Consider the following 22,091-nt stretch of genomic DNA (forward strand, 5'->3'; position numbering starts at 1 on the left):
GCATGATGGCCGAGTATTACAAACCCGAAGAGACGCTCGCCCCTGAGCTGCGCGAGCAGCAGCTGATGGCGGCGCTGGCAGAGCAGCTCAGCTACGCCAAGGCAAACAGCAGCTATTACGCCGAGTTGCTGGCAGATATTGAAGTGACCAGCGTCGATAGCCGCGAGGCGCTAGCGACCCTGCCCATTACCCGTAAGGCAGATCTTATCGCCCTGCAGGCCAAGCAGCCGCCCTTTGCCGGCATGACGCCAGATAGGCCGAGTGGACGCATGTTCCAGTCGCCTGGGCCCATCTATGATCCCGAGTGTGATGGCCATGATTGGTGGCGTATGGGGCAAGCCTTCTTCGCCGCTGGGTTTAGAGCTGGGGATCTGGTGCAGAACTGCCTGTCTTATCACCTGACGCCTGGGGGATTTATCATGGACTCGGGCGCGAAGGCCTGTGGCTGCACAGTGATCCCGGCGGGCCCAGGTCAGAGTGAGATGCAGCTGGATCTTATCGCTTCGCTTAAGCCGACTGGCTACTGCGGCACTCCTTCGTTTCTTAATATCTTGCTGGAGAAGGGCAAAGCTTTAGGTAAGGACACCAGCTCTATTACCAAGGCCCTGGTATCGGGCGAGGCGTTAACGCCCTCCCTCAAGGCCAGCTTCGAGGCGGCGGATATCAATGTTAAGCAGGCCTATGCCACCGCCGATCTCGGCCTCATCGCCTTCGAGAGCGTCTCGGGTGAAGGCCTGGTGGTCGCCGAAGGCATCATTGTCGAGATAGTGCGACCCGGTACCTTAAGCCCTGTGCCTGAGGGCGAGGTGGGTGAGGTGGTGGTGACCAGCTTTAATCGTGATTACCCACTGGTGCGCTTTGCCACTGGAGACTTGTCAGCCATTTTGCCGGGCGCTAGCCCCTGCGGTCGCACTAATGTGCGCATCAAGGGCTGGCTAGGCCGCGCCGATCAGACCACTAAGGTGAAGGGGCTGTTTGTGCATCCCGAGCAGGTGGAGCGGATTCGCAGTCGCCATCCTGGTATCGCTAAGGTGCGTTTGGTGGTGAGCCGTCAGCATGAGAATGATGTGATGCATCTGCTGTGCGAGGTGGATGAGGCGATGCGACCTCAGGTCGATATTAGCGCGGTGCAGGACTCGATCCGCGCCGAGACTCAGCTGTCGGGGGAGGTGGCCTTGGTGGCACCTGGTGCCTTGGCGGATGATGGGGTGGTGATAGAGGATCAAAGATAATGGTCTAGGCTTCGTCTAGCCTGACATTGAGGATAATGCCCAGCCTTGGATGAGGTTGGGCATTGTTGTTTTTGTTGTTTAACTATTAACGTCTAACATCTACCGGAGTTTTTGTTGGAAGGATACTTGAAGGTCGCACCTTCATGGCAATCTAGCGCCTGTCCGGCGGGGAGCGTGCAAACACTATTTTGGCTCGCCACGAGCACTTCCTTGTGGGCTCTGCGAAATCATCCCTGATTTCGAAGGCCAAAATCGTGTTTGCACTGGGTATCTAACGTCTCTTCGATTTAGCGGTATTTGGCGCGAGTCGCGAATATAAATGCTGGGTTATTTTTGCCCCAAATGAGTTAACAAGGTATCGGTGAATCAGTAACGAACGGACTTTCTGGCCTAGCAATTTTCATCGTGACACCCGTGAGATGTAATTCACTTCTCCCTATCCAAAAACTGGATAAATACACAGTCATATTTAAATCATCAGGATTTTGAACGATTTTTATCCTGTATTTGTGCGCGTTTTCTCATTTTGGCTTAAATAAATAGCATTAAAATTAATCACTTAAAATATTCGTCAAGTAGATAATAGGTTTGGAAAACGCGCATGCGCGTTTTTCCAGATGGTGTATTTAGCAAAATGCTGATAAGTTCATTGTATACAGATAGTTAACTGTGCGCGTTTTTGCTGGTCCAACGAGGTAAACGCGCATGCGCACTAATAAGCTGTTATGTGCTCGGAGGAAATATGGAAATTCAGAAGGCTCTAAAAACGGATTTAGACGCAGTAACAAGGCTTGTTTCAGAGGTCTCTGCCAAGGATGTGCTTCCATTGCTTAATGAGCAAGGAAAGCAAGAATATAAGGACAGAGTATTACCTGACCTAGCGTCGACTCTAGATGATGAGAAGTTTTCATCAATTAAGGCGGTATCGGATGGGGAAGTTCTAGGTTTTGCCGCTTTGCGTGGTGGAAATTATCTAACCCATTTGTTTGTAGCAAATTCACAGCAGGGTTCAGGTTTAGGTCGTACTTTATTGAATCATTTGCTTAATCAGACAGATGCTCGTGAAGTTAGCCTACGTTCATCGGTGAATGCTGTTGGCTTTTACAATCGTAATGGTTTCGTAGCAACAGGTGAAGAAGCAGAGTTCAACGGAATTCGGTTCGTGCCAATGTCTTTAGTACGCACATAACAAGCAATTTAAGAGGGATTCACAACGCTTGGCACTTTTGCTTCTACTTCAAATTTAGTGTTTACGGTACAATGCGTTAAGTTGGGTGGAGGCGTTGTTCACCCCTTAATTGGGCGTTAGTTGCCAAGGAAGATATGTCAGCAATTTCCCAGATAGTAGAAAAGTTACAGAAATTTCCCGAACTTGATTATGAACAGAGTGAAGACTTCATTTCTGTTAATCCTCCTAACGGGTTTAATGTTTGGCTAACTGAAAATGAAAATAGTTTTACGGTTGGCTTCGCTGGTTGGCACGAAGATTTCTCGGAAATTGAAGACGCGCTAAATTGTTTTGCTTTTGGCCTCAGTGATAAATGTCGTCTCAAAGTGTATAAGCGTGGCTCATCCGAGTATAAATGGATAGTTCAGGCGTTGCGTGAAAATGAGTGGTATGACGACAGTGAAACAGGGTTGTTGTTTTTCCCTTTTTGGCGCAAGAAACAAGTAATGATTTTACAGAATACAGTAATTGGCAACTAACAAGGCCATCATGGCATTTGTGCGCCCCATATGGCGGCGCTGGGGGAGCCCCTCATAATTCAGGTCTTCCTGAGGGATATGTGGGGTCAGAGTAAACTTTATTTGATTATCATATTTTTCCTCATCCCCCCAGCTTTAGACTTTTTGCTCTATCGCATTTCTATCCAAAAATTATTTAGTATTTGATCGTTGCGGATACAGAAGTTACCACATCGAAGAGATGATAGGTTCAGTGTAAATACATTTGTGACCTTCCGAGGCATCGATGCCTCGTGTTCGTTCCCCTAGCAGATATTGGTTCAATTTACCATTTAATATAAAGTGGCCTGACATTTTTCTATGCTCATTAAAGGTATAAAGATAATGTTGTTTTGACATTTTATTTGTTTCTGGAATAAATAATTAAAATTATATGAGGGCGATTTTTGACTATAAATTCAGGCTGATTTAACTTTTATGCTGCCTTTAAAGAGGACTTTGTATTCATTCACATGTGTACGGATTTCTTCAAAGATCTTTAGAATGTAATCATCTATAGAGTTAATGCTGTGTTAATGAGGGTGTAAATATATCAATATCAATTAAATTAGCCAGTGCTTATGAAGGTGGTGATTAAATTGGTGCCATATTAGGTGGCGTTTCTTTCATGCTTTTAAATATTCTTGGTTAATATGCTTTAGCTGCTAAATTATCTTCAATGCGGCTGATTTTTTTGTGCCAGTCTTTATAAAAATTCGAATCCGTTTTTTCTCAGTGCAGACGTGATGTCTATCTCGTTATTTAAAACTCTGTACTCCTCCTTTAAATTATAGCTATAACCACTATAACTTTTATTCGTTGTAAAGCAGTGGTTTGGCGTTTTTTGGCAGATGTTTAATATTATTGGGTGGGGAATTTATGACCTACGCAACACTATTTATCTATGCAAGCTGTTAGGGGGGGGTTGGTTTGTCAAAACGCCAAAGGGTTTATCAATAAATCAGTGTTAATTAATTAAGGTTTTGATGTAGTAAAAAAATCTTATGGATTTTTATAAAAACAAGATCCAGCTCATAAAATGACCAATGCCATTAGTGTAAGTTCAACCCGAATAAGTAACAAAATTGTTAGCCATTATTTAAAGGTCTCATAAATTATGTCTACTTGGATTGTTTTGTTTTAACGGGCGTTAAACAATCAGCCTGAAATATATATGACGTCGAGCGTAATAGGTCGGCTTACGACTCGGTATATAAAGTGAATACCGGCAATCATAGCCGTTAACTGCGGTTTTAATTTTGGAAAAGACAATCGTTGAATTGAGTCTTTCAGATAAGTGCACCCTAAATATAAGTGACGCTGTGAGTGACTGTTGTAGGCAGTGTTTTTTTTTGCAGCCACTTTATTGAGTGTAACTGATGCTGAGGTAATAAAGACTTAAGCCTGTAATTTAGCGAATGAGTTAAATCCATAATTAAAGGTTAATAAAAATAAAATGGAGAAAGATGATGAGTAACACCAAAGTATCAGGATGCATAGGCTTGCTGGCCTTAATCCTAACGCTTCCGGCAAGCGCCGGAAAACCGATAGACAATGATGGAGATGGCTACAACGCTAATTTAGATTGTAACGACAACAACTCACTCGTCTGGGAGGTCAACTCCTGTGGCGTCTGCGAAGTTGAGCCCTTAAATGGCTGTAATGCTTCCAACCCGCACTCGGATTTGAGTTGGACCGACTACCCGACGGCTTGTATAGACTGCCACGATGGTGGGGTAGCTGGCTCGCAGTATGAGGAGATGTTTGGCTCTACCCATTACCAATGGACGGGCGATACACCGGACATGGTTAATCAGGGCGGTACATTGCAAGGTAAGTTGACCAATGCGGTTAACAGCTATTGCATCAATATCGAGGGAGATTGGCCTGTTTGTGGTTCATGTCATGCTGGCCGAGGGGTCAAGCCTGGCGAAGGCGACACCAAAGCCAATGTCGACTGTTTGATGTGCCATAACAAGGATTACGCGTTAAACCGCGTCAGAAAGCCAGACGGCAGTATGGGGCCATCGGATGGTACAGCGCAGGCCACGCTTGATACTTATGTGCAAAATATTGCCGCACCGAGTAGAAGTAACTGTTTGAAGTGCCACGCCTATGCCGGTGGTGGTGATGGGGTGAAGCGTGGAGATATCTCCTCTGCATTGGTTGGCAACTCAGATATGCACTTTGATGTTCATATGAATGTCGCTGGGGCAAATTTGCAGTGTCAGGACTGTCATAAGTTTGAAAGCCACAGGGTGATAGGTAAAGGCTCTGATCTACGTCCGACCGATGATGTTGTTCGCGGTTCTGAAGTGACCTGTAGCAGTGGTACTTGTCACCAAGGTATGGATTCAGGTTCAGGACATGCGACCTCAGGTCGTCGTGGTGAGCCCGATCGTCACGTGGCCAGAGTGGCTTGTCAGTCTTGCCATATTCCAACCTATGCCAAAGATTTAGGCGATCCATCACACGTGCCAACAGAGATGCACAGAGACTGGCGTTTCCATCATGACGGTACACCAGCGGATGGTGTTTCAGGCTCAGGTCACCCCCATGTCGATAAGCTGGCAAACCAGATCCCAGAATTTAAGTTCTGGAATCGTAAGAGTGATAACTACTTACTGCATGACTTAGGGGTTATCGATCCTGCTACCGGCCGTTACCCAACCTCTCGCCCTATGGGGGATGTGAACGATGGTAAGTTAACGCCATTTAAGTACAAGACCGCCACTCAGCCTATGACGGTTGCCGATGAGCGTATGATTGCCTTGGATACTTTCGAGTACATCAAAGGCTCGGGTGATGCGGTTACTGCAATCGAATCTGGTTTGGTCAACATGGGCTACCCTGTTAATGAACCCTACAAGTGGATAGAAACCGATACCTATCAGGTGATTAACCATGGTGTTAACCCAGCCAGTGATGTTGCGGCTTGTAGCCAGTGTCACGAGGAGACGCTGGACTTAACGACAGACTCTAAGCTAGATGCCTTGGGTTATCGCCTCAAGGGGCCGAAAGAGCAGGTATGTGCCCAGTGCCACGACGGTAGTAAAAACTTACCTCGTACTTGGGATCGCATGCACAATCATATTAATAAGGGCACCACTGGCATAGGTTGTAACTTCTGTCACGATATAGAACGTGTCGAGCGTAACCTATGTGATCCATGCGACTCCTCTTGTTCCATTGAATATGTCGATAACATTGCTTATCCGCATCAGTGTAATTAAATTAAGGTCGTTCAATAGAGAGTAATGAGTAAAAGGCTGGCACTGAGTCAGCCTTTTTTCTGCTGAAGATATTGTGAGTATTTAGCCTAGCCTTAATAGAAATGCCGGGTAGATAGCCATGCAGGGCTGTGTTTTGCGCCAGCTTAAAGATTGTCGCCACGCCATCTGCATTTATGCTGCGATTTGAATATGTAATTGCTTTATAGTGGATGGCTAAGCTAGAGCTCGGATAAATATTGCACGGAGGCAATCATGCTAGGCGCTTCAATTAAACCCAAAATACCTCTGCTATTTCTTGTCAGTGTGTCTGTCTGGTGGGCGTTTTACTATCAGAGTGATGGCCCTTTAAATGATTATGGCGAGGCTAACTTTGAATGGCTCTATCTGCTCGATGCCCTAATCGTCGCGCCGCTATTATGTTTCTTCTGTATTAGAAACAAGAAGGATGCGCTCATTAAGGCGCTAGTGTTGCTTTGTCTTGGGGTATTGCTTGGTAGCTATATTGTGCCGGAGCAAAACAAGTTTATCTGGCATCATCTGGAGCAGGGACGTTATTTGGTCGTTGCCGTCATAGTGCTTTTCGAGCTAGTGGCGATAACGAGTGTTATCTTGGCCATAAGTTCGGCTCTTGGTCAGGGCAGAGATCCCGACCTGGCGATTGACGAGCCTATAACTCGAGTCCTTGGTACAGGTGCAATCGCCGATCTGTTACGTTTCGAGACTCGTATGTGGACCTACGCGCTATTTGCCTCTCGTATCGATAGGCATCATTTTAGCGGCACGCAGCATTTTACCTACCATCAAAAAGAGGGGGCGCAGAGTAATCTACTTGGTTTTATCTTAGTGATCGCCTTTGAGGTGCCGCTGATGCACCTGTTGCTGCACTACCTCTGGTCGCCCTTGGCTGCCAACATTATCAGTTTACTAACACTGCTGAGCTTAGTGTTTTTTATTGCAGAATATCGTGCCCTGTCCAGACGGCCCATTTCTCGTTGTCGCAATGAACTCATTATTCGCAGCGGCCTCTCTTCGCCCATGGTGATCCCCCTTAGTAATATATTGCACGTCGCGCCCAACCAAGCCTTTGTTAGGCGATCAAAGCAGATTAAACGCTATAACTATGCTGGTATTCCCAATGTTGAAATCAGTTTAATCAGGCCCATGAAACAAGTAGAAAGGGTGTATCTCGGCGTGGATGACCCTGAGGGGTTTATCTTAGCCATGCAGCTTGAATAACCAAAGTATTCAACACTTTTAATCCATGAGTGGAGAGCTTGTTCGTTAAAGACGGGTCATCTTTCCAATCAATAATAAGTAGCAGTATTAATCTATATATGAGTATTTTTCTAAAATCTGCGCCGTGTTCGGGTGACACCGTGATGCTGCAGGGTTTTCCTGCCTATTTCCTCGCGCCACTGCCCGTGATGTCACCGCCTGGTGCTCCCTTGCTTCCCCCCGAGTTGATTCTGCACCATGACGAGGTGACTCTGGATATAGGTCAGGGAAAGGCCGACAGGGATATTGCCTTTCAGGTGCGATGCGTCATCGGTTTTCTCTACCTGTTTAGCGCGATTTTTATCGCGGCGGGTCTGCAAGACGGTGAGCTCGAGCGACTGGAAACTATTCTTATCCTAATTGCTCTCTTAATCGGTTTATTGGTGTCTGGGTTGCTGTTTAGCTGGCAGGTGATGCGTCGTCGGCAACGCCCCATGATCCGCTTTAATCGACAGCGGCGTGAGCTTTGTTATTGGAAGCCTGGTTGTGACACGCCGCGCTTCGTGCCCTGGGAATCCCTCGTGGCTTATGTCTATGCTGGTGAGGCGCTGGGGGCGACGGCCATAGGCAAACCCATAAAGATGGATGTCCACAGTCTGCGTTTGGCAGAATATAGAGAGCAGGATAGATCGCTGCACTGTTTCTATCAGGGGGAGGGCAACATAATAGTTAACTTTGCCGTGGAAAATTGGGAGGCCATTCGGCGATTTATGGATGAGCCCAAAGAGTGCTGGCTAAGCGTGAAGCCCTTACCCGACAGGCAAAGCTTCCTCAATCGGCGCCGTGGCTTATGGCAGCGCTTTGTGGCTAACCCTAACAAGCGTTGGCTGCATATCAATCTGCGGGATTACAGTGAGTCCTGGTTAGTCATGGGCTGCTACTATGTGATTCATATGCTTTTTTGGTGGCAGGTGCCCTATCTGATCTCTGCTTGGTATTTGCGACTTGCGGTGTTCAGGCCCTGGCCGCAAGCCGTGCAGCAGTGGTGTAAGCCATTACCTGAGCACGAATGGGCTAAACCTAGTGAACAGTATCTAAAGGCGAGAGCGGCGTTTTTAGCCCGGAAAGAGCATCAATAAATGGCTCATAGGATTAAGGAAAGCATTACAAACTAAATAAAAACGCCCGGCATTTGCCGGGCGTTTGTGTAAGCGAACTCTTGTTTGAGCGAACTTGCGCGTCTTAGTTAGCAGACTTGATGAAGTCGACGATCTCCTCGAATGGGATCTCCTGCTTCTCGCCGGTGCGACGATTCTTGTATTCGAATACGCCGTTGTCTATGTTGCGATCGCCAATTACGATGACGTGCGGTAGACCAATCAGCTCCATGTCGGCAAACATCACGCCTGGACGCTCTTTACGGTCGTCGAACAGGACTTCGATACCGGCATCGTGAAGATCGCTGTAGAGCTTCTCGGCCATATCTTTAACACGATGTGACTTGTGCATGTTCATCGGCAAGATACCCACCTTGAAAGGTGCGATGGCGTCTGGCCAGATGATGCCACGATCGTCGTGGTTCTGCTCAATGGCAGCGGCTACGATACGGCTCACGCCTACACCGTAACAACCCATCAGCAGGGTTTGTGCCTTACCGTTTTCATCCAGTACGCTGGCGCCCATGGCTTGTGAGTAGTTAGTGCCCAGTTGGAAGATGTGACCCACTTCGATACCGCGTAGCAAGCCGATAGTACCTTGACCACATGGGCTAGGCTCACCTTCGATAACGTTACGCAGATCGGCAACCTCTGCTTGTGGCAGGTCACGTTCCCAGTTGATGCCCACATAGTGCTTACCGTCTTGGTTAGCACCGGCAGCAAAGTCGCTCATCACGTTGACGCTGTGATCCACATACACAGGGATGGTCATGCCTACTGGGCCAAGTGAGCCAGGGCCTGCACCTAAGGCGGCGCGGATTTCAGCTTCGTCGGCCATCTCGAACGGAGAAAGTACCGCATCGAGTTTTTCAACTTTGACTTCGTTCAGTTCATGGTCGCCGCGAACGATCACTGCAACCAGTGGTGTGTCTTCGCTGGCACCCTTAACGATAATGGTTTTCACCGTCTTCTCGATGGCGATACCGTGCTGCTCAACCAACTCTTCGATGGTCTTGGCGTTTGGCGTGTCAATGACGCTCATTTCCATGGTGGCGGCGCCGCGTGGCTCGGTCGGTATTGGTGCCTCCGCCTTTTCGATATTGGCGGCGTAATCGCTCTCGGTTGAGTAGGCAATCAGGTCTTCACCACTGTTAGCCAGCACGTGGAATTCATGTGACATGCTGCCACCGATAGAGCCAGTGTCGGCCAGTACCGGACGGAAAGCCAGACCCATGCGGCCTAAGATGTTGCTGTAGGCTTGGTACATCGCCTCATAGGTATCATCCATGGTTTCCTGATCCAGATGGAAAGAGTAGGCATCTTTCATCAGGAATTCGCGTGAGCGCATCACACCGAAACGGGGACGGACTTCGTCGCGGAATTTGGTCTGGATCTGATATAGGTTCAGCGGCAACTGCTTGTATGAGTTAACCTCTTTACGAATGATATCTGTGATCACCTCTTCGTGAGTCGGGCCCAGTACGAAGTCGCGGTTATGTCTGTCTTGGAAACGTAGCAGCTCAGGGCCAAATTTTTCCCAACGGCCAGTTTCAACCCAAAGATCTGCCGGTTGCACCATGGGCATTAAGATCTCAACAGCACCTGCATTATTCATCTCTTCGCGAACGATCGCTTCGACTTTGCGCAGCACACGTAAGCCTGTCGGCAACCAGCTGTATAGGCCAGAAGCGTTACGACGTATCATACCGGCGCGTAGCATTAATTGATGACTGATCACCTCAGCGTTTGCCGGGGTCTCTTTTTGTGTTGAAAGCAGGTACTTGCTAACTCGCATTCCCAATATCCACTTGTGTTATGAAATAGGCCGACATTTTAGCACCCTGACGTTTGATGTCACCTAGTTTGTTGGCTCGACGCCGCGGGAGATTTGTGTCGGCCTGTCAGGATGGCAGCCCCATGTTGTCTGTTTATGCCGCAAGCTGGAGGTGATTTATACAAGGCCGAGTTTAGTGTGGTGTGATGAGTCGATATAAAGGTGTGATAAGCCGGCAGAGATGGCCTTTTAAGAGCCGCCCCAAGGGGGCGTAGAAACGCGCTCGGTTATTATTGTCCCGATTGCGCGCAAATCTAGATCACTCACCGTGCGCTATTGCCTACCTCAGTGCTCACTTCACAGGTCACCTGGCAAGCAAAACCCGCTTAGATTAATCAGAATTTAACCTGAAACATTAACAGCTCCTAGTGATCAACGCGGATAAATGGCGTAAAGTACTGGGCTTTTCGCAAACTGTCTCTGGCCAGTAAAATGGCTAGTAAAGTGGCTAGTAAAATGGCCAGTAAAAGGTAGACAACAAATGGAAGTGATCGCGCAAATCTATCCCGATCGTATCGTGCTAAGTAAAGGCTCGCAGCAAACGGCCCTGTCGCCGAGTGCGCCATTTACGACGAGGCGTTTGCTGGTGGGCAATTTTGCCCCAGCCGAGCAGTGTCTCAAACAAGGGCTGACTGAGCTGGGTTGCCTTGGGCTGTTTAAGCGGCCAAAACTTGTCATCCAGCCGATGGCCATGTGTGAGGGCGGGCTGTCTGAGGTCGAGGAGCGCTGCCTGATGGAGCTTGGCCTGAGCGCCGGCGCCCGTGATGTCAGGATACAGGCTGAGTGATTACGCCAAGTTTCCGCCTAATGGGCGCCGGAGAGAGCAGGTTGTAGTCATCAGCCATTAAGGACAGTTATTTAGGCCGTTAATTTATGGCGGTTATTGTAAGGATCGTTTTTTAAGGATAGCCATGAAAGCAAAATATTTTATCGTCATCGCATTGATCTTAGGGGTCTTAGTGCTAGTGCCCAGACTCGAGACCACCTATCAGAAGGCGACTCTGAGCAATGATAAGGGCGAGACGGTGGAGTGCGAGGTCAACTGGACAGGCCTTGGTTTCGGTGACACGCAATCAGATAGCGACTATCAGCAATGTATTGATGATTATGTTGAGCAGGGATATGTGATCAGTCGTAACGAGAAACGGGTTGAGAAGGTCGGCGCCCAGCTACTGAGTTTTTAATATTGGCCTTTTCAAATTGCCCCTAAGTACCAGACGCCAGACAAAAAAAATGCCAGCCTATTCCCTAGAATAGGCTGGCGAAAGGCTAGCTGGGATCGCTAGTTGCAGTTGATCGCCTCATACAGCTCCTGATACATCATCTCGCGCATCTTGAACTTCTGTATTTTACCTGTCACCGTCATGGGATACTGTTCGACGAACTTGATGTATCTCGGTACCTTGAAGTAGGCAAATTTCTCGGTGAGGAAGTGACGTATCTCCTCCTCGGTGACGCTGGCCCCTGGTTGCACCTTGATCCAAGCGCACACCTCTTCACCATACTTCTCACTCTTGACGCCGAAGATGGCCGCATCTTGCACTTGCGGGTGGGTGTAGAGCTTCTCTTCGATCTCCCTTGGGTAGATGTTCTCACCGCCCCGGATGATCATATCCTTGATGCGACCGACAATCTTGACATAGCCTTCACTGTCCATCTCTCCTAAGTCGCCCGAGTGGAGCCAGCCTTCGCTATCAATGGTGGCCGCTGTTTTCTCGGCGTCGTTCCAGTAGTATTGCATCACGCAGTAGCCACGGCTGCAGACTTCACCAGGCTGACCAACGGGTAGCACTTCGCCAAACTCATCGACTATCTTCACCTGGGTGTGGGCCAGGGCGCGGCCAACCGTAGTGACGCGTTTTTCCAGTGACGAGCCAATCTCTGTCATATTGTTGATAGGGCTGCACTCTGTCTGACCATAACCGATCAACACCTCTTTCATATACATGAGATCTTGCACCCTACGCATCACCTCCTCGGGGCAGGTGGCACCCGCCATAACACCTGTGCGTAGCGTGCTGAGATCGAAGCGTTTAAATTCGGGATGCTCAAGCTGGGCGATAAACATGGTCGGTACCCCATGCAGCGCGGTGCAGCGCTCGGCTTCAACCACTTCAAGGGTCGTTAGGGGATCGAAGGAGTCGCTCGGATAGATGGCCGAGGCGCCAACAGAGATGCAAGAAAGGTTACCCAGCACCATGCCGAAACAGTGGTACAGGGGCACAGGGATGCAGAGCTTATCTTCGAGGCCTAAGCGCATCGCCTTGGCGACCAAGAGCCCGTTATTCAAGATATTGTGATGGCTCAAAGTGGCGCCCTTTGGGCTGCCCGTAGTGCCTGAGGTGAATTGAATATTGATGGCATCGAAAGGAGATAGCTGGGCGGCGGTATCTTTGAGCGCCTTGCGGTCACTCTCGGTCAGCGGGCGCTTGATATGGCTAAAATTGAGCATGCCGGGAGACGCCTCATCACCCATACGGATCACAAACTCAAGGCTCGGCAGGTTGGTCGATTCCAGTTGACCCGGTAAGCAGATATTCAGTTCAGGGGCTAGCTCGTAGAGCATGGAGAGATAGTGGCTGGACTTAAATTTTTCGGCGCAGATGATGGCGCGGCAACCCACATTGTTGAGGGCGTATTGCAGCTCCTCTGGGCGATAAGCCGGGTTAATACATACCATGATGGCGCCTATCTTGGCGGTAGCAAATTGGGTCAGACACCACTCGATATTGTTGGGTGACCAGATGCCGACGCGATCCCCTGGTTTTATGCCTATGGCCAGTAGACCCGCGGCCAGTTCGTCGATATGAGACTGGTATTCCTGGTAGCTCCAGCGGATCCCTTGATGATGCATGACGATGGCGAGTTGGTCGGGGTGCTTTGCTGCCATCTCATCCAGGTAATGACCTATGGTTTGTTCGATTAGCGGCGTGCTGGTGTCGCCGTAAAATTGGCTCAGTTGTAAGGGAAGTTGGTTTTCAATTGCAGATGTCGTTACAGCAGACATAGAGCCTCCGTGCTTAGGGGGTGTCGATTGTGGTTTGATCACACACTACCCAAAGCCTCGGGGGACTCACAAGTGAAGATTGACCTATATAGACTAAAGAACTAAGGTCGGATAAGTCCGCTAAAGGCCCTATAAATTGGCTGTTTTTATTAATAAAAACAAGATGAAAACAGGAGGTCTAAGCCTCCTGTTTCACTGTGTCATCTTAATGAGGGGACGGCTGCCAATTTAGCGACCATCTTGGCCGCGGCGGGTCTTAAAGTCCGACGCTTCGAGCCATTTTGGCCAGTCATCATTGTTGGCGAGCTTCTGTAGAATATCGCTGATCAGCGCCAGATCTTGCTCGACGCCACCTAGGGTCCAACTGGGATCATAATCGTCGGCGCCCTGGTGGTACTTGTGGGCGATATAGTCTGGATCTGTATCCCCCAGGCTCATAAACATCAGGCCGGGGACACCTTGTTTGGCCAAGGCGAAATGATCCGAGCGGAACATCAAACCGTTTTGCGGCCTTGGATCGGCCTTAACCCAACGGCCTTGGGCCTTGGCGGCGGCATCTAGATAGTTTTCCAGCTCAGAAACGCCTTCGCCATAGCGCAAGATATAATCGACTTTGTTGCCGACATTCATACCGTCTATGTTGAGGAAGGCAACCAACTGCTTGGTGGGCACAGGTGCGTTTTCGGCAAAATACTGGGCGCCGATGAGGCCGGTTTCCTCGGCGGTAAAGGCGCTAAACAACATGGAGCGCGCAGGCGGCTGTGTCGCACTTAGAGACTTGAAGTGACGTGCCAGTTGCAATACACCCGCTACGCCTGAGGCGTTGTCCACCGCGCCATTGTAGATACGGGTCTGATCTTCATGCATCGTCTTGCCTAAGTGATCCCAGTGGGCGTGCATTACCAGCCACTCGTCAGGACGGGTTTTGCCCGGCAGCAGAGCGGCCACATTGTAGGAAGTAGCCAGCTCAATCTCATTTTTCAGAGTAAGGTCAGCCTTAAGCTTGAGCGATCGCGGTTTGAAGCCTGGTTTGGCGGCGGTGAGCTTAAGCTTGTCGTAATCTAAGCCCGCGGCGGTGAAGATCTTCTGCGCAACTTCATGTTGGATCCAACCCATCACCCCAATGTGAGAGCGATTCTTCTCCTTGTCCACCAAGGTGTACTTGGTGTTGGTGTTGCTGTTTTGCACTACATTCCAGCCGTAGGCGGCAGGGGCGGTTTCATGGACGATAAATACTGCCTTGGCGCCCTGTCTGGCCGCCTCTTCATATTTGTAGGTCCAGCGGCCATAGTAGGTCATGGCGTTACCCTTGAAGACCTCTGGGTCCTGCGTAGCAAAGCCGGGGTCGTTGACCATGAGGATCACGGTTTTGCCTTTGACATCTATGCCCTGGTAGTCGTTCCAGCCATATTCGGGTGCCTTGATACCGTAGCCGACGAAGACTACCTCGCTGTTATCCAGGCTGAGGCTTGGCTGGATCTGCTCGGTGCGGGCGGTAAAGTCACTGCCATTGGTAAAGCGCAGATCGCCCACTTTGAGTTGCATATTCTGGTCGGCAGTGATCTTGGCCATGGGGACACTCTGACGGTAGCTATCGCCAAATCCTGGCGCTAAGCCCATCTGTTTAAAGGCATTCTCTAGGTATTCCACCGTGAGGGTTTCGCCCTTGGAGAGTGGGCCGCGGCCCTCAAATTTATCGCTGGCGAGTGTTTTGACATCTTGACGATAGCTTTGCTGGTCGAAGATGAAGGGCGCGGCACTGGCGGCCGGTAGCAGCAACAGGCCGAGTAAGCCCAAGAGGCGTGGGGTATTCACAGACGACTTCCTTTTGTGATGATTGCTTTTTATGTTGTAGTCGTTGCCTGGTTAGGGCAATCGATTGATCATCATATGTGTATCAGAAAGGTAGATGCAAGGGCGGCGGCGATGGCGGGGCAAAGATCTGTTAAGTTTGTTTGCTTGTTCAAAAAATCTGCCTTACCTTCTAACTAATGGCTAGTGTCGATTTGCCATCTTTGGGCTAGTCATGTTTAGTGGATATAAAGGGAATGACGATGAAAGCCTCTCGGGTTAAGGAAAAGAGCATGAAAGTTACTATGACCTTGTTGATCGCCAGTCTCAGCCTAGGGCTGATGAGCGGTTGCGCCAGCAATAAATCCCTCGATCAGGCCTTTTACGATGGAGTCAAAAAGCGCGCGGAATCTCGGCCCAATAACCCAGATAATCAGGTCGAAGAGAAGGATTTAGCTGGTGGGATTGTCAATGTGATTTTCCATGGTGCCGGTAAGCTGATCCATGGTAATTAGCTTGGCACTCTGGGTTTAGGTAATTAGCTTGGCACTCTGGGTTTACTCATTAGCTAACTCGGCAGGCGTTTATTTCTTATCGCGCCTATCACCTATGATACGAGCGGGATTACCGGCGACAATAGCGAAGTCGGGAACATCTTTGGTGACGATACTCCCCATGCCGATCACGGCGCCGTCGCCTATGGTCACGCCATCGACTATGCCCGCCTGGGCGCCTATCCATACATCTTTGCCTATGACGATTCCCTTAGATTGACTGCTTTGTTGATATATCGGCGTGTCGGGGCGCATGCCATGGTTAAAGGCGTAGATGGTGACATTGTTGGCTATGCGGGTCTGATCGCCAATTACTATCTTGCCGCGACCGCCATCTAAGGAGCAGCCATGATTGATGGCCACCTCATTACCCATAACGATAGGCCCGTGCAGAAAGCTGTCGGCGGCGATCATGCAGCGATTGCCTATCTGAATATCCCGGCCCGGTTCGGCAAACAGTTTGGCCTGGGGAGCGATAAAGCACTCCGCTCCTATGCTCACCGTCTCAACGGCCATCAATTGCGTTTGTATCTCCTCTTGCCAGGGCTTGGCCCAGGAGAGGTGTTTAGGCTTTAAGGAGAAGTAGAGCCAAGGCATGTAGGCCAGGCGCTGTTTATGTTGCTCGCGGTAATCGATGGGCGTTTCCATGATTAATCTGCCTGCTCCAATGCCTCAGGTTTTACCGGGCGAATGGCATCGACCAGAATGCCTTCCTCATCCACATGCCAGAGGATATCCAGATCATAGAGGGCTATCTGGTAATCTTTTGGGTCTTCCTTGGCCTTTTTATAGGCTGGGCGGGGATCCTGTGCCAGCACGCCTTCGATGATGGCCTTGAGGTTGGGATACTTATCTTTGGGTAACTTGTCCAGCTGGTGTTGCACGGCCTCAGTAAAGCGCACATGGATCAGCACGGGCGCCTCATGGGCGATACCACCTATGGCGCCTTCGATGGCATCTGAGAAGGGGATATAGGGTTTGATATCCAGAATCGGTGTGCCGTCCAGTAGATCCATGGCGGAGATCTCAAGTTCTACCTTGCCTTTGCGCTGATGGATAGCGTGCAGTTTGACCACAGACTGGCCGATACCGTTGGGGCGGAAGGTGGAGCGGGTGGCAAACACCCCTAGCTTCTCGTTGCCGCCTAAGCGTGGTGGCCTAACCGTGGTTTTCCAGCCTTGGCTGAGGTTTTCATGAAAGGTAAACAGCAGCCAGATGTGAGAGTACTGCGACAGGCCGCGCACGGTATCTATGTGGTTATATGGCGGCTGCAGTTCAACGAAGCCGCGGGCGGCAGTAACCAGTCCTGGCTGTCTGGGAATGCCAAATTTCTGTTTGTAAGGGGTGCGGCAGATGGCCACCGCCTCAACTTCACGTTTGAGTGTCATGGTAAAGACTTCTGTTTACGCTAATGCGCAGGGCGATAAAAAACTACTTCTCTGTGGTGGGCAGCAAGATGGCCTGACCGACACACAGCGCCTGGGTGACACAGGTATTGCCCGGCTGTTCGACTAAGGTGCAGCCCTTGATGATAAGCCCGTTAGCCCCTTTATCTGCGGCGGCGCGGCGTGCTTGAGTTCGCGCGTCACTGATAGAGGCTGGCACATCTTGAGTACGCACCTGACATGACTCGCCTTCGACCATGCCTTTGAGTTCGTATGAGCCCTTAGGTAGCGTCTCTTGATACAACTTGACCTCGCCAACCTTAAAGTAGTCATTGATGGCCTTGCCATCTAAATTGCTGTTGAAGGTGTATTCGCCCGCACAGCCACTCAGTAGCAGGGCAGATAGGATCAGGGCGGTCTTTGTCATGGTATTGGCCTGTGTTATGAGGTGAGCTCAAATCTGGCCGAAATAACCAGCCAGATTTGAGTCGCTTAGAAACAAAAGTCTAACGCTTTAGGTACTTTTGATAAAGTTGTTGTTGGCGATTATTGAGATCTATTTGGCGACCGTCGATAAACACAGCTTCGATTTTACTGCTGGCGGGGTCGAGAATATCCCCCTTCGACAGCACCAGGTTAGCGCGGTAACCCACGGCGATGGCACCCATGTCGTCGACGCCTAAGATCTTGGTCGCATTGAGGGTGATGCTCTTGAGCGCCTCCTCTTTATTCAGCCCGTAGGCTGCCGCCTGACCCGCCGCAAAGGGCAGGTTACGAGTGTTCCAGTCGCCGCTAAAGCCAAGCGCAAAGGGAATGCCAGCCTGATCCAGCAGAGCAGGGATCTTAAAGCTCATCTCTACCGGCTCATCCTTGCGCAGTGGCAGGCTGAGGGTGCGGTTGTAGATCACCGAGGCGCCAATTTCGTTGAGTTGGTCCGCCAGGCGCCAGGCATCATAACCGCCGACAAAGACTAATTTAAAGCCGTAAGGACGCGTCATGGCGATGGCGCGCTCTATCTCCTGGCTGCGATTGGCGTGAATAAACAGGCTGGCTTTACCCTGATATAGGGGGAGCGCCGCCTGCCAGCGGTTATCTATCTTCGCGACAGTGCCGGCTTTTTCCGCCAGGAAATAGCGATAACCCGCTTCGAGTTGCTGACTCAGCTCAGTGATTTGTGCATCCCTTTCTTTAAGCTGTTTAGCGGCGACTTCTTCATCTTTGGAGAGATAACCAATGGTAGGCCAGTAGAGATGAAATTGTGGCGCGGTGGCCACCAGAGCATCTTCTATGGTCCAGCTATCTAGGGAGACCAGTGAGGATTGCCCCGCCAGCGCCTTCCCTTGGGGGACGACCTGGGCGTGGGTAATACCGTTAACTCTGATGGTAGGAATGAGCTCTGAGTCAGGATTAAAAGCACTGACGGCCAGCAGCTGCGGGTTGCTGTCGCCCACCTCGAAGCTGTCGTTACTGGCGCGCATCATCTCCACTTCGACCAGGCCTATGCTGCTGTCGAGAGCGATAAGGCCTGGGTAGAGTTCTTGCCCTGTGGCATCGATCACCTTGGCCCCTTCTTGAGGCAGTTGCTGGCCGATGGCGACTATCTTGCCTTGGTCAAACAGCACATCTGTGCCATCCAGAACACCGTCGATGGCAGTGTGTACTCTGGCGTTATGGATCAGGATTGGCTGGCTTTGGACGCTCGCGGGGACCATATCGTGAGCCATCAGCGTGGAAGAAACGAGGCCCAGGCTAAGGGCGAAGAGTGTTGGCTTCATTAGATGGCCTCCTTGTGTAACTTGCTGTGGGCGCTTGAGTGCTGAGCAGCCTGTTGGCCCAGGGCTGCTTGGCTCAGGGCTGCTTGCCCCCAAGCTTTGTAATGGGTGTCACAGTGCCATTGAGGCTCAGTGTTATCTGTAGGGGCTTCGCCCGGCACTTCTGGCTTATCACTGTTAAGTACCGCCTGGATCAGTGCGGCGCGTTCCTGTTCAACCTCATGTTGCAGCTGTTTGTCGAGTTTGCGATCGAAATAACGGCGCCCCGCCACCCAGGTGCTCTGCACTTTGGCGTAGACGGAGAGCGGCGAGGTATCCCACAGTACTAGGTCTGCCTGTTTGCCCTCTTCGAGGGAGCCGGTTAGCTGATCAATACCTAGTTGTTTCGCCGGGTTGATGGTGACCATGTTCCAGGCGTCAAGCGGTGACATGTTGCAATACATCATGGATTTGGCCGCTTCCTGATTGAGACGTCTCTGCATCTCATAGTCGTCGGAGTTGATGCTGGTGAGCACCCCTTTGTTGTGCATCAGACAGGTGTTTTGCGGAATGGCATCATAGACCTCGAACTTATAGGCCCACCAGTCAGAGAAGGTAGAGGCGTACGCACCATGTTTAGCCATCTCATCAGCAACCTTGTAGCCTTCGAGTATGTGGGTAAAGGTGCCGACCTTAAAGTTATAGGCTTCAGCAAGGCGCAGGAACATTAAGATCTCAGATTGTACGTAGGAATGAATATGCACCTGACGCTCACCGCGCAGCACCTCGGCAACCGCCGCCAGGCGATAGTTAGGCTTAGGGGCTATCTGTTTACGTTGCTGACTGCTGCGCAGGCGCTGGTAATCAGCCTTGGCCTTCTCATAGGCTAAGGCTTCGTTAAACGCCTCCTCGAACAGCGACTTGACGCCCATTCGGCTTTGAGGGAAGCGACGGTTGAACTGGTCTCCCCAGTTGGCCTGTTTGACGTTTTCCCCTAAGGCAAACTTGATGCTGGCAGGCGCCTCTTTAAGCTTCATCGCCTCGGCGCTTTCGCCCCAACGCATCTGGATCACCTGAGCCTGGCCACCTATGGGGTTGGCGCTGCCGTGAAGGAGTTGCGCCGTGGTCACCCCGCCAGCCAGGGCGCGGTAAATGGCGATATCCTCTGGGTTGACCACATCGCCGATACGCACCTCGGCGGTGACCGCGTCGGTATCCTCATTGGTGCCGCCGTTGAGGGCGATGTGAGAGTGTTCGTCAATGATCCCGGCGGTCAGGTGTTTACCTGTCGCGTCCAAGGTTTGGTAACCCGAAGGGGTACTGAGTGATTGACCTATCTTTTCGATGCGACCATCGCGGATCAGCAGATCATAGCCTACCAGTTGTCCGCGCTCTGTTGAGGTCCACAGGGTCGCGTTTTTGATATGCAATCGTTCAACTGTCGGCTGTGTGCTAATGCCAAAGGCGACATTGGGCTTAGTGAGCTTGGAAACCAAAGGCTGGGCTGGGCTCTCATCTGAGGTTGCTGCCTTGTCTGAGGCTGAGCTCTGCTCGGCGGCAATCTCTACACCTGCGATTGGGTGCTGACGATTGCTGCTATCGATCATTCTGCCGTGGATGCCCTCTGAGTCGAACCACAGGGTGAAGCGGCTGATGCCCGGATAACCCGCCTCACTGAGATCGGCGTGAAAGGTAAGCCGCGCTTTAGCATAGTCGAGTGCGCTCAGGGGGATCTCCTGCTCACCACTGGCCAGAATGCCGCTCAGCTTGTCGTCGTCCTCTAGGCTCAAATCCAGAGTGAGTTCACCTAAGGTCAGCTGGTATTCTTTCGCCAGCAAATGTCTGTCTCTGGGGATCTGTTGTGTCTCGCTACCTTGCAGCCAGACGCTGACTATCTTGCCCTGGGTAAAGATATCGCCATCGGTCACCACCAGATCGGCCATATAACCGGGCTTTAGCTTGCCGCTAAAGGCCGAAATACCTGCAATTTCGGCTGCCTCAGTGGTCAACGCCGCCAGTGCCGCGTCATGGGTTAGTCCTTGTTTCACGGCCTGTCTTAGCCTTGGCCAGAAGGCATCGGCTTTAATGCCATGCTGGGTAAAGGCAAAGGGAATGCCGGCACTTTCCAGCGCATGAGGATTGCTTGGCGCCCGCTCCCAGTGACGCAGCTGCGCCAGGCTTATCTCTCTTTCTTTATCGCCATCTTTAATATCGGGAGCCGCGGGAAAATTGAGCGGTGCAATAATGCTATAGCCTGTGGCCTTGACCTCATCGATACGCGCATATTCGCGGCCATTGCCGACTAAGCTTGCCGACAGTTCAAATTCGTTTAATAAGTGTGCCGCCCTAAGCTGATTATTTAAGTTCTTGGTTTCGAATATCGTCAGGCTCTTGTCTATATCAGCCAAGTGTTCTAGCGCAATATTAAACTCTATATTCTTCTCTTGTGTGGCAGAGTCAGCTTTGTTGATATTGGCCCGATACCAGTTGGCATCGGCAAGGGTTTGTCGAATAAGTGCGATGCTACCCATTAATGAATTGGGATAATCTTGAATCGAACTGCCTTTATCGAAGGCGAGCAGATGACTGGATTTCGCTCGGTAAATAATGTCATTAGCTTTTAGCGGCGCTAAAGAAACCGTTGCCGAACGGCCCCTGAATATCCCATCTAACATGCCGGTTTGTACGCTGGTAAAACCATTGTTTATCCATTGTTTGGCCGTCTCTTGGTCGGGGTATATATAGTTAAACCATTCTTTTTCTGCGTGAACAGCACCATTTTCGGCATTGCCACCTATGCGTTTAATTTCGTAAACCGGGCTAGCGACCTTCTGCTGCTCATATTTAAAGTCGATACCGTAATTGGTATAGGGATCGATAAATCCGGGATAAATAATTTTGCCACTCATATCGATGACAAAGGCATCTTGCGGGATCTTGTCATTGGTGATAATGGCTTTAATTTTATTATCTTCTATTAACAAGGTGGCATCTTGCTTGGTTTCACCCGGCGCTATCATTAAAGTTGCATGGGACAGCGCCGTTAATTTTGGCGTGTTATCAGTTAATTGAGCGTTCGCTATTGCGGACTGACTCACCAACAAGCAGGTGACTAGGCTCGCACTGACAGAGAGAGAATAGATTTGCATAGGGTTTATTATTGTTGGCTGGGATCAAAAAGTGGCTCAAGATTATCCTATTTTATGA

17 protein-coding genes are annotated in these 22,091 nt (G+C 50.3%); 9 read left to right on the forward strand and 8 right to left on the reverse strand.

Going from position 1 to position 22,091, the window contains the following annotated elements; genetic code table 11:
- Positions 1-2 precede the first annotated feature (2 nt).
- The 6 genes from NY07_RS01650 to NY07_RS01675 all read left to right on the forward strand — a co-directional run bounded on the left by NY07_RS01650 (position 3) and on the right by NY07_RS01675 (position 8,544).
- Positions 3-1,232, forward strand: coding sequence for a phenylacetate--CoA ligase family protein (locus NY07_RS01650; RefSeq protein WP_309147291.1), 1,230 nt, complete (start codon positions 3-5; stop codon positions 1,230-1,232).
- A 742-nt stretch (positions 1,233-1,974) separates the two neighbouring features.
- Positions 1,975-2,421 (forward strand): GNAT family N-acetyltransferase, encoded by a 447-nt coding sequence (locus NY07_RS01655; protein WP_033537583.1) that lies wholly within the window; start codon positions 1,975-1,977, stop codon positions 2,419-2,421.
- A gap of 134 nt (positions 2,422-2,555) precedes the next feature.
- Positions 2,556-2,939 carry a hypothetical protein gene (locus NY07_RS01660; RefSeq protein ID WP_033537584.1) on the forward strand — a complete coding sequence of 128 codons (384 nt, stop codon included), beginning with the start codon at positions 2,556-2,558 and terminating at the stop codon, positions 2,937-2,939.
- 1,484 nt (positions 2,940-4,423) lie between these two features.
- Positions 4,424-6,190, forward strand: a complete 1,767-nt coding sequence (locus NY07_RS01665) for a hypothetical protein (protein ID WP_235363877.1) — start codon at positions 4,424-4,426, stop codon at positions 6,188-6,190.
- Positions 6,191-6,442: 252 nt separating this feature from the next.
- Positions 6,443-7,426, forward strand: a complete 984-nt coding sequence (locus NY07_RS01670; RefSeq protein ID WP_033537586.1) for a hypothetical protein — start codon at positions 6,443-6,445, stop codon at positions 7,424-7,426.
- A gap of 143 nt (positions 7,427-7,569) precedes the next feature.
- Positions 7,570-8,544, forward strand: coding sequence for a hypothetical protein (locus tag NY07_RS01675; protein ID WP_033537587.1), 975 nt, complete (start codon positions 7,570-7,572; stop codon positions 8,542-8,544).
- Positions 8,545-8,647: 103 nt separating this feature from the next.
- Here the strand turns inward: NY07_RS01675 and NY07_RS01680 are convergent, their stop codons facing one another.
- Complete coding sequence (locus NY07_RS01680) at positions 8,648-10,357, reverse strand: proline--tRNA ligase (RefSeq protein ID WP_033537588.1); 1,710 nt, start codon at positions 10,355-10,357, stop codon at positions 8,648-8,650.
- A gap of 520 nt (positions 10,358-10,877) precedes the next feature.
- On the opposite strand from NY07_RS01680, the gene NY07_RS01685 reads away from it, so the two are divergent.
- Both NY07_RS01685 and NY07_RS01690 read left to right on the forward strand, forming a co-directional pair.
- Positions 10,878-11,183 carry a hypothetical protein gene (locus tag NY07_RS01685; protein WP_033537589.1) on the forward strand — a complete coding sequence of 102 codons (306 nt, stop codon included), beginning with the start codon at positions 10,878-10,880 and terminating at the stop codon, positions 11,181-11,183.
- Between the two features lie 124 nt (positions 11,184-11,307).
- A complete protein-coding gene (locus NY07_RS01690) occupies positions 11,308-11,580 on the forward strand; it encodes a hypothetical protein (RefSeq protein ID WP_033537590.1) in 273 nt (90 codons plus the stop codon).
- A 98-nt stretch (positions 11,581-11,678) separates the two neighbouring features.
- Here the strand turns inward: NY07_RS01690 and NY07_RS01695 are convergent, their stop codons facing one another.
- Complete coding sequence (locus NY07_RS01695) at positions 11,679-13,403, reverse strand: AMP-binding protein (RefSeq protein WP_033537591.1); 1,725 nt, start codon at positions 13,401-13,403, stop codon at positions 11,679-11,681.
- A gap of 228 nt (positions 13,404-13,631) precedes the next feature.
- Positions 13,632-15,185 (reverse strand): M28 family metallopeptidase, encoded by a 1,554-nt coding sequence (locus NY07_RS01700; protein WP_052125456.1) that lies wholly within the window; start codon positions 15,183-15,185, stop codon positions 13,632-13,634.
- Between the two features lie 302 nt (positions 15,186-15,487).
- Between NY07_RS01700 and NY07_RS01705 the strand changes: the two genes are divergently transcribed.
- On the forward strand, positions 15,488-15,709 hold the full coding sequence (locus NY07_RS01705; protein WP_033537593.1) for a hypothetical protein: 222 nt from the start codon (positions 15,488-15,490) through the stop codon (positions 15,707-15,709).
- A 69-nt stretch (positions 15,710-15,778) separates the two neighbouring features.
- Here the strand turns inward: NY07_RS01705 and NY07_RS01710 are convergent, their stop codons facing one another.
- The 5 genes from NY07_RS01710 to NY07_RS01730 all read right to left on the reverse strand — a co-directional run bounded on the left by NY07_RS01710 (position 15,779) and on the right by NY07_RS01730 (position 22,033).
- The gene (locus NY07_RS01710; RefSeq protein WP_033537594.1) at positions 15,779-16,396 is read right to left on the reverse strand and encodes an acyltransferase; all 618 of its coding nucleotides are present in this window, start codon (positions 16,394-16,396) and stop codon (positions 15,779-15,781) included.
- A gap of 2 nt (positions 16,397-16,398) precedes the next feature.
- A complete protein-coding gene (gene tsaA, locus NY07_RS01715; protein ID WP_033537595.1) occupies positions 16,399-17,136 on the reverse strand; it encodes a tRNA (N6-threonylcarbamoyladenosine(37)-N6)-methyltransferase TrmO in 738 nt (245 codons plus the stop codon).
- A gap of 43 nt (positions 17,137-17,179) precedes the next feature.
- On the reverse strand, positions 17,180-17,560 hold the full coding sequence (gene rcsF, locus NY07_RS01720) for an Rcs stress response system protein RcsF (RefSeq protein ID WP_033537596.1): 381 nt from the start codon (positions 17,558-17,560) through the stop codon (positions 17,180-17,182).
- A gap of 79 nt (positions 17,561-17,639) precedes the next feature.
- Positions 17,640-18,908: an amidohydrolase family protein gene (locus NY07_RS01725; RefSeq protein ID WP_033537597.1), complete on the reverse strand. Its 1,269-nt coding sequence runs from the start codon at positions 18,906-18,908 to the stop codon at positions 17,640-17,642.
- Complete coding sequence (locus NY07_RS01730) at positions 18,908-22,033, reverse strand: amidohydrolase family protein (protein ID WP_033537598.1); 3,126 nt, start codon at positions 22,031-22,033, stop codon at positions 18,908-18,910. The genes NY07_RS01725 and NY07_RS01730 overlap by 1 nt, the downstream gene beginning before the upstream one ends.
- Positions 22,034-22,091: the final 58 nt, after the last annotated feature.

It is taken from the genome of Shewanella sp. ECSMB14101 (assembly GCF_000773485.1).
Lineage (GTDB): Bacteria > Pseudomonadota > Gammaproteobacteria > Enterobacterales > Shewanellaceae > Shewanella > Shewanella marisflavi.

Coding starts and splice junctions, on each gene's coding strand:
- NY07_RS01655 (WP_033537583.1), top strand. CDS start 1,975: ATGGAAATTCAGAAGGCTCTAAAAACGGATTTAGACGCAGTAACAAGG.
- tsaA (WP_033537595.1), bottom strand. CDS start 17,136: ATGACACTCAAACGTGAAGTTGAGGCGGTGGCCATCTGCCGCACCCCT.
- NY07_RS01650 (WP_309147291.1), top strand. CDS start 3: ATGATGGCCGAGTATTACAAACCCGAAGAGACGCTCGCCCCTGAGCTG.
- NY07_RS01685 (WP_033537589.1), top strand. CDS start 10,878: ATGGAAGTGATCGCGCAAATCTATCCCGATCGTATCGTGCTAAGTAAA.
- NY07_RS01730 (WP_033537598.1), bottom strand. CDS start 22,033: ATGCAAATCTATTCTCTCTCTGTCAGTGCGAGCCTAGTCACCTGCTTG.
- NY07_RS01690 (WP_033537590.1), top strand. CDS start 11,308: ATGAAAGCAAAATATTTTATCGTCATCGCATTGATCTTAGGGGTCTTA.
- NY07_RS01725 (WP_033537597.1), bottom strand. CDS start 18,908: ATGAAGCCAACACTCTTCGCCCTTAGCCTGGGCCTCGTTTCTTCCACG.
- NY07_RS01680 (WP_033537588.1), bottom strand. CDS start 10,357: ATGCGAGTTAGCAAGTACCTGCTTTCAACACAAAAAGAGACCCCGGCA.
- NY07_RS01665 (WP_235363877.1), top strand. CDS start 4,424: ATGATGAGTAACACCAAAGTATCAGGATGCATAGGCTTGCTGGCCTTA.
- NY07_RS01660 (WP_033537584.1), top strand. CDS start 2,556: ATGTCAGCAATTTCCCAGATAGTAGAAAAGTTACAGAAATTTCCCGAA.
- NY07_RS01675 (WP_033537587.1), top strand. CDS start 7,570: ATGCTGCAGGGTTTTCCTGCCTATTTCCTCGCGCCACTGCCCGTGATG.
- NY07_RS01670 (WP_033537586.1), top strand. CDS start 6,443: ATGCTAGGCGCTTCAATTAAACCCAAAATACCTCTGCTATTTCTTGTC.
- NY07_RS01695 (WP_033537591.1), bottom strand. CDS start 13,403: ATGTCTGCTGTAACGACATCTGCAATTGAAAACCAACTTCCCTTACAA.
- NY07_RS01705 (WP_033537593.1), top strand. CDS start 15,488: ATGAAAGTTACTATGACCTTGTTGATCGCCAGTCTCAGCCTAGGGCTG.
- NY07_RS01710 (WP_033537594.1), bottom strand. CDS start 16,396: ATGGAAACGCCCATCGATTACCGCGAGCAACATAAACAGCGCCTGGCC.
- rcsF (WP_033537596.1), bottom strand. CDS start 17,560: ATGACAAAGACCGCCCTGATCCTATCTGCCCTGCTACTGAGTGGCTGT.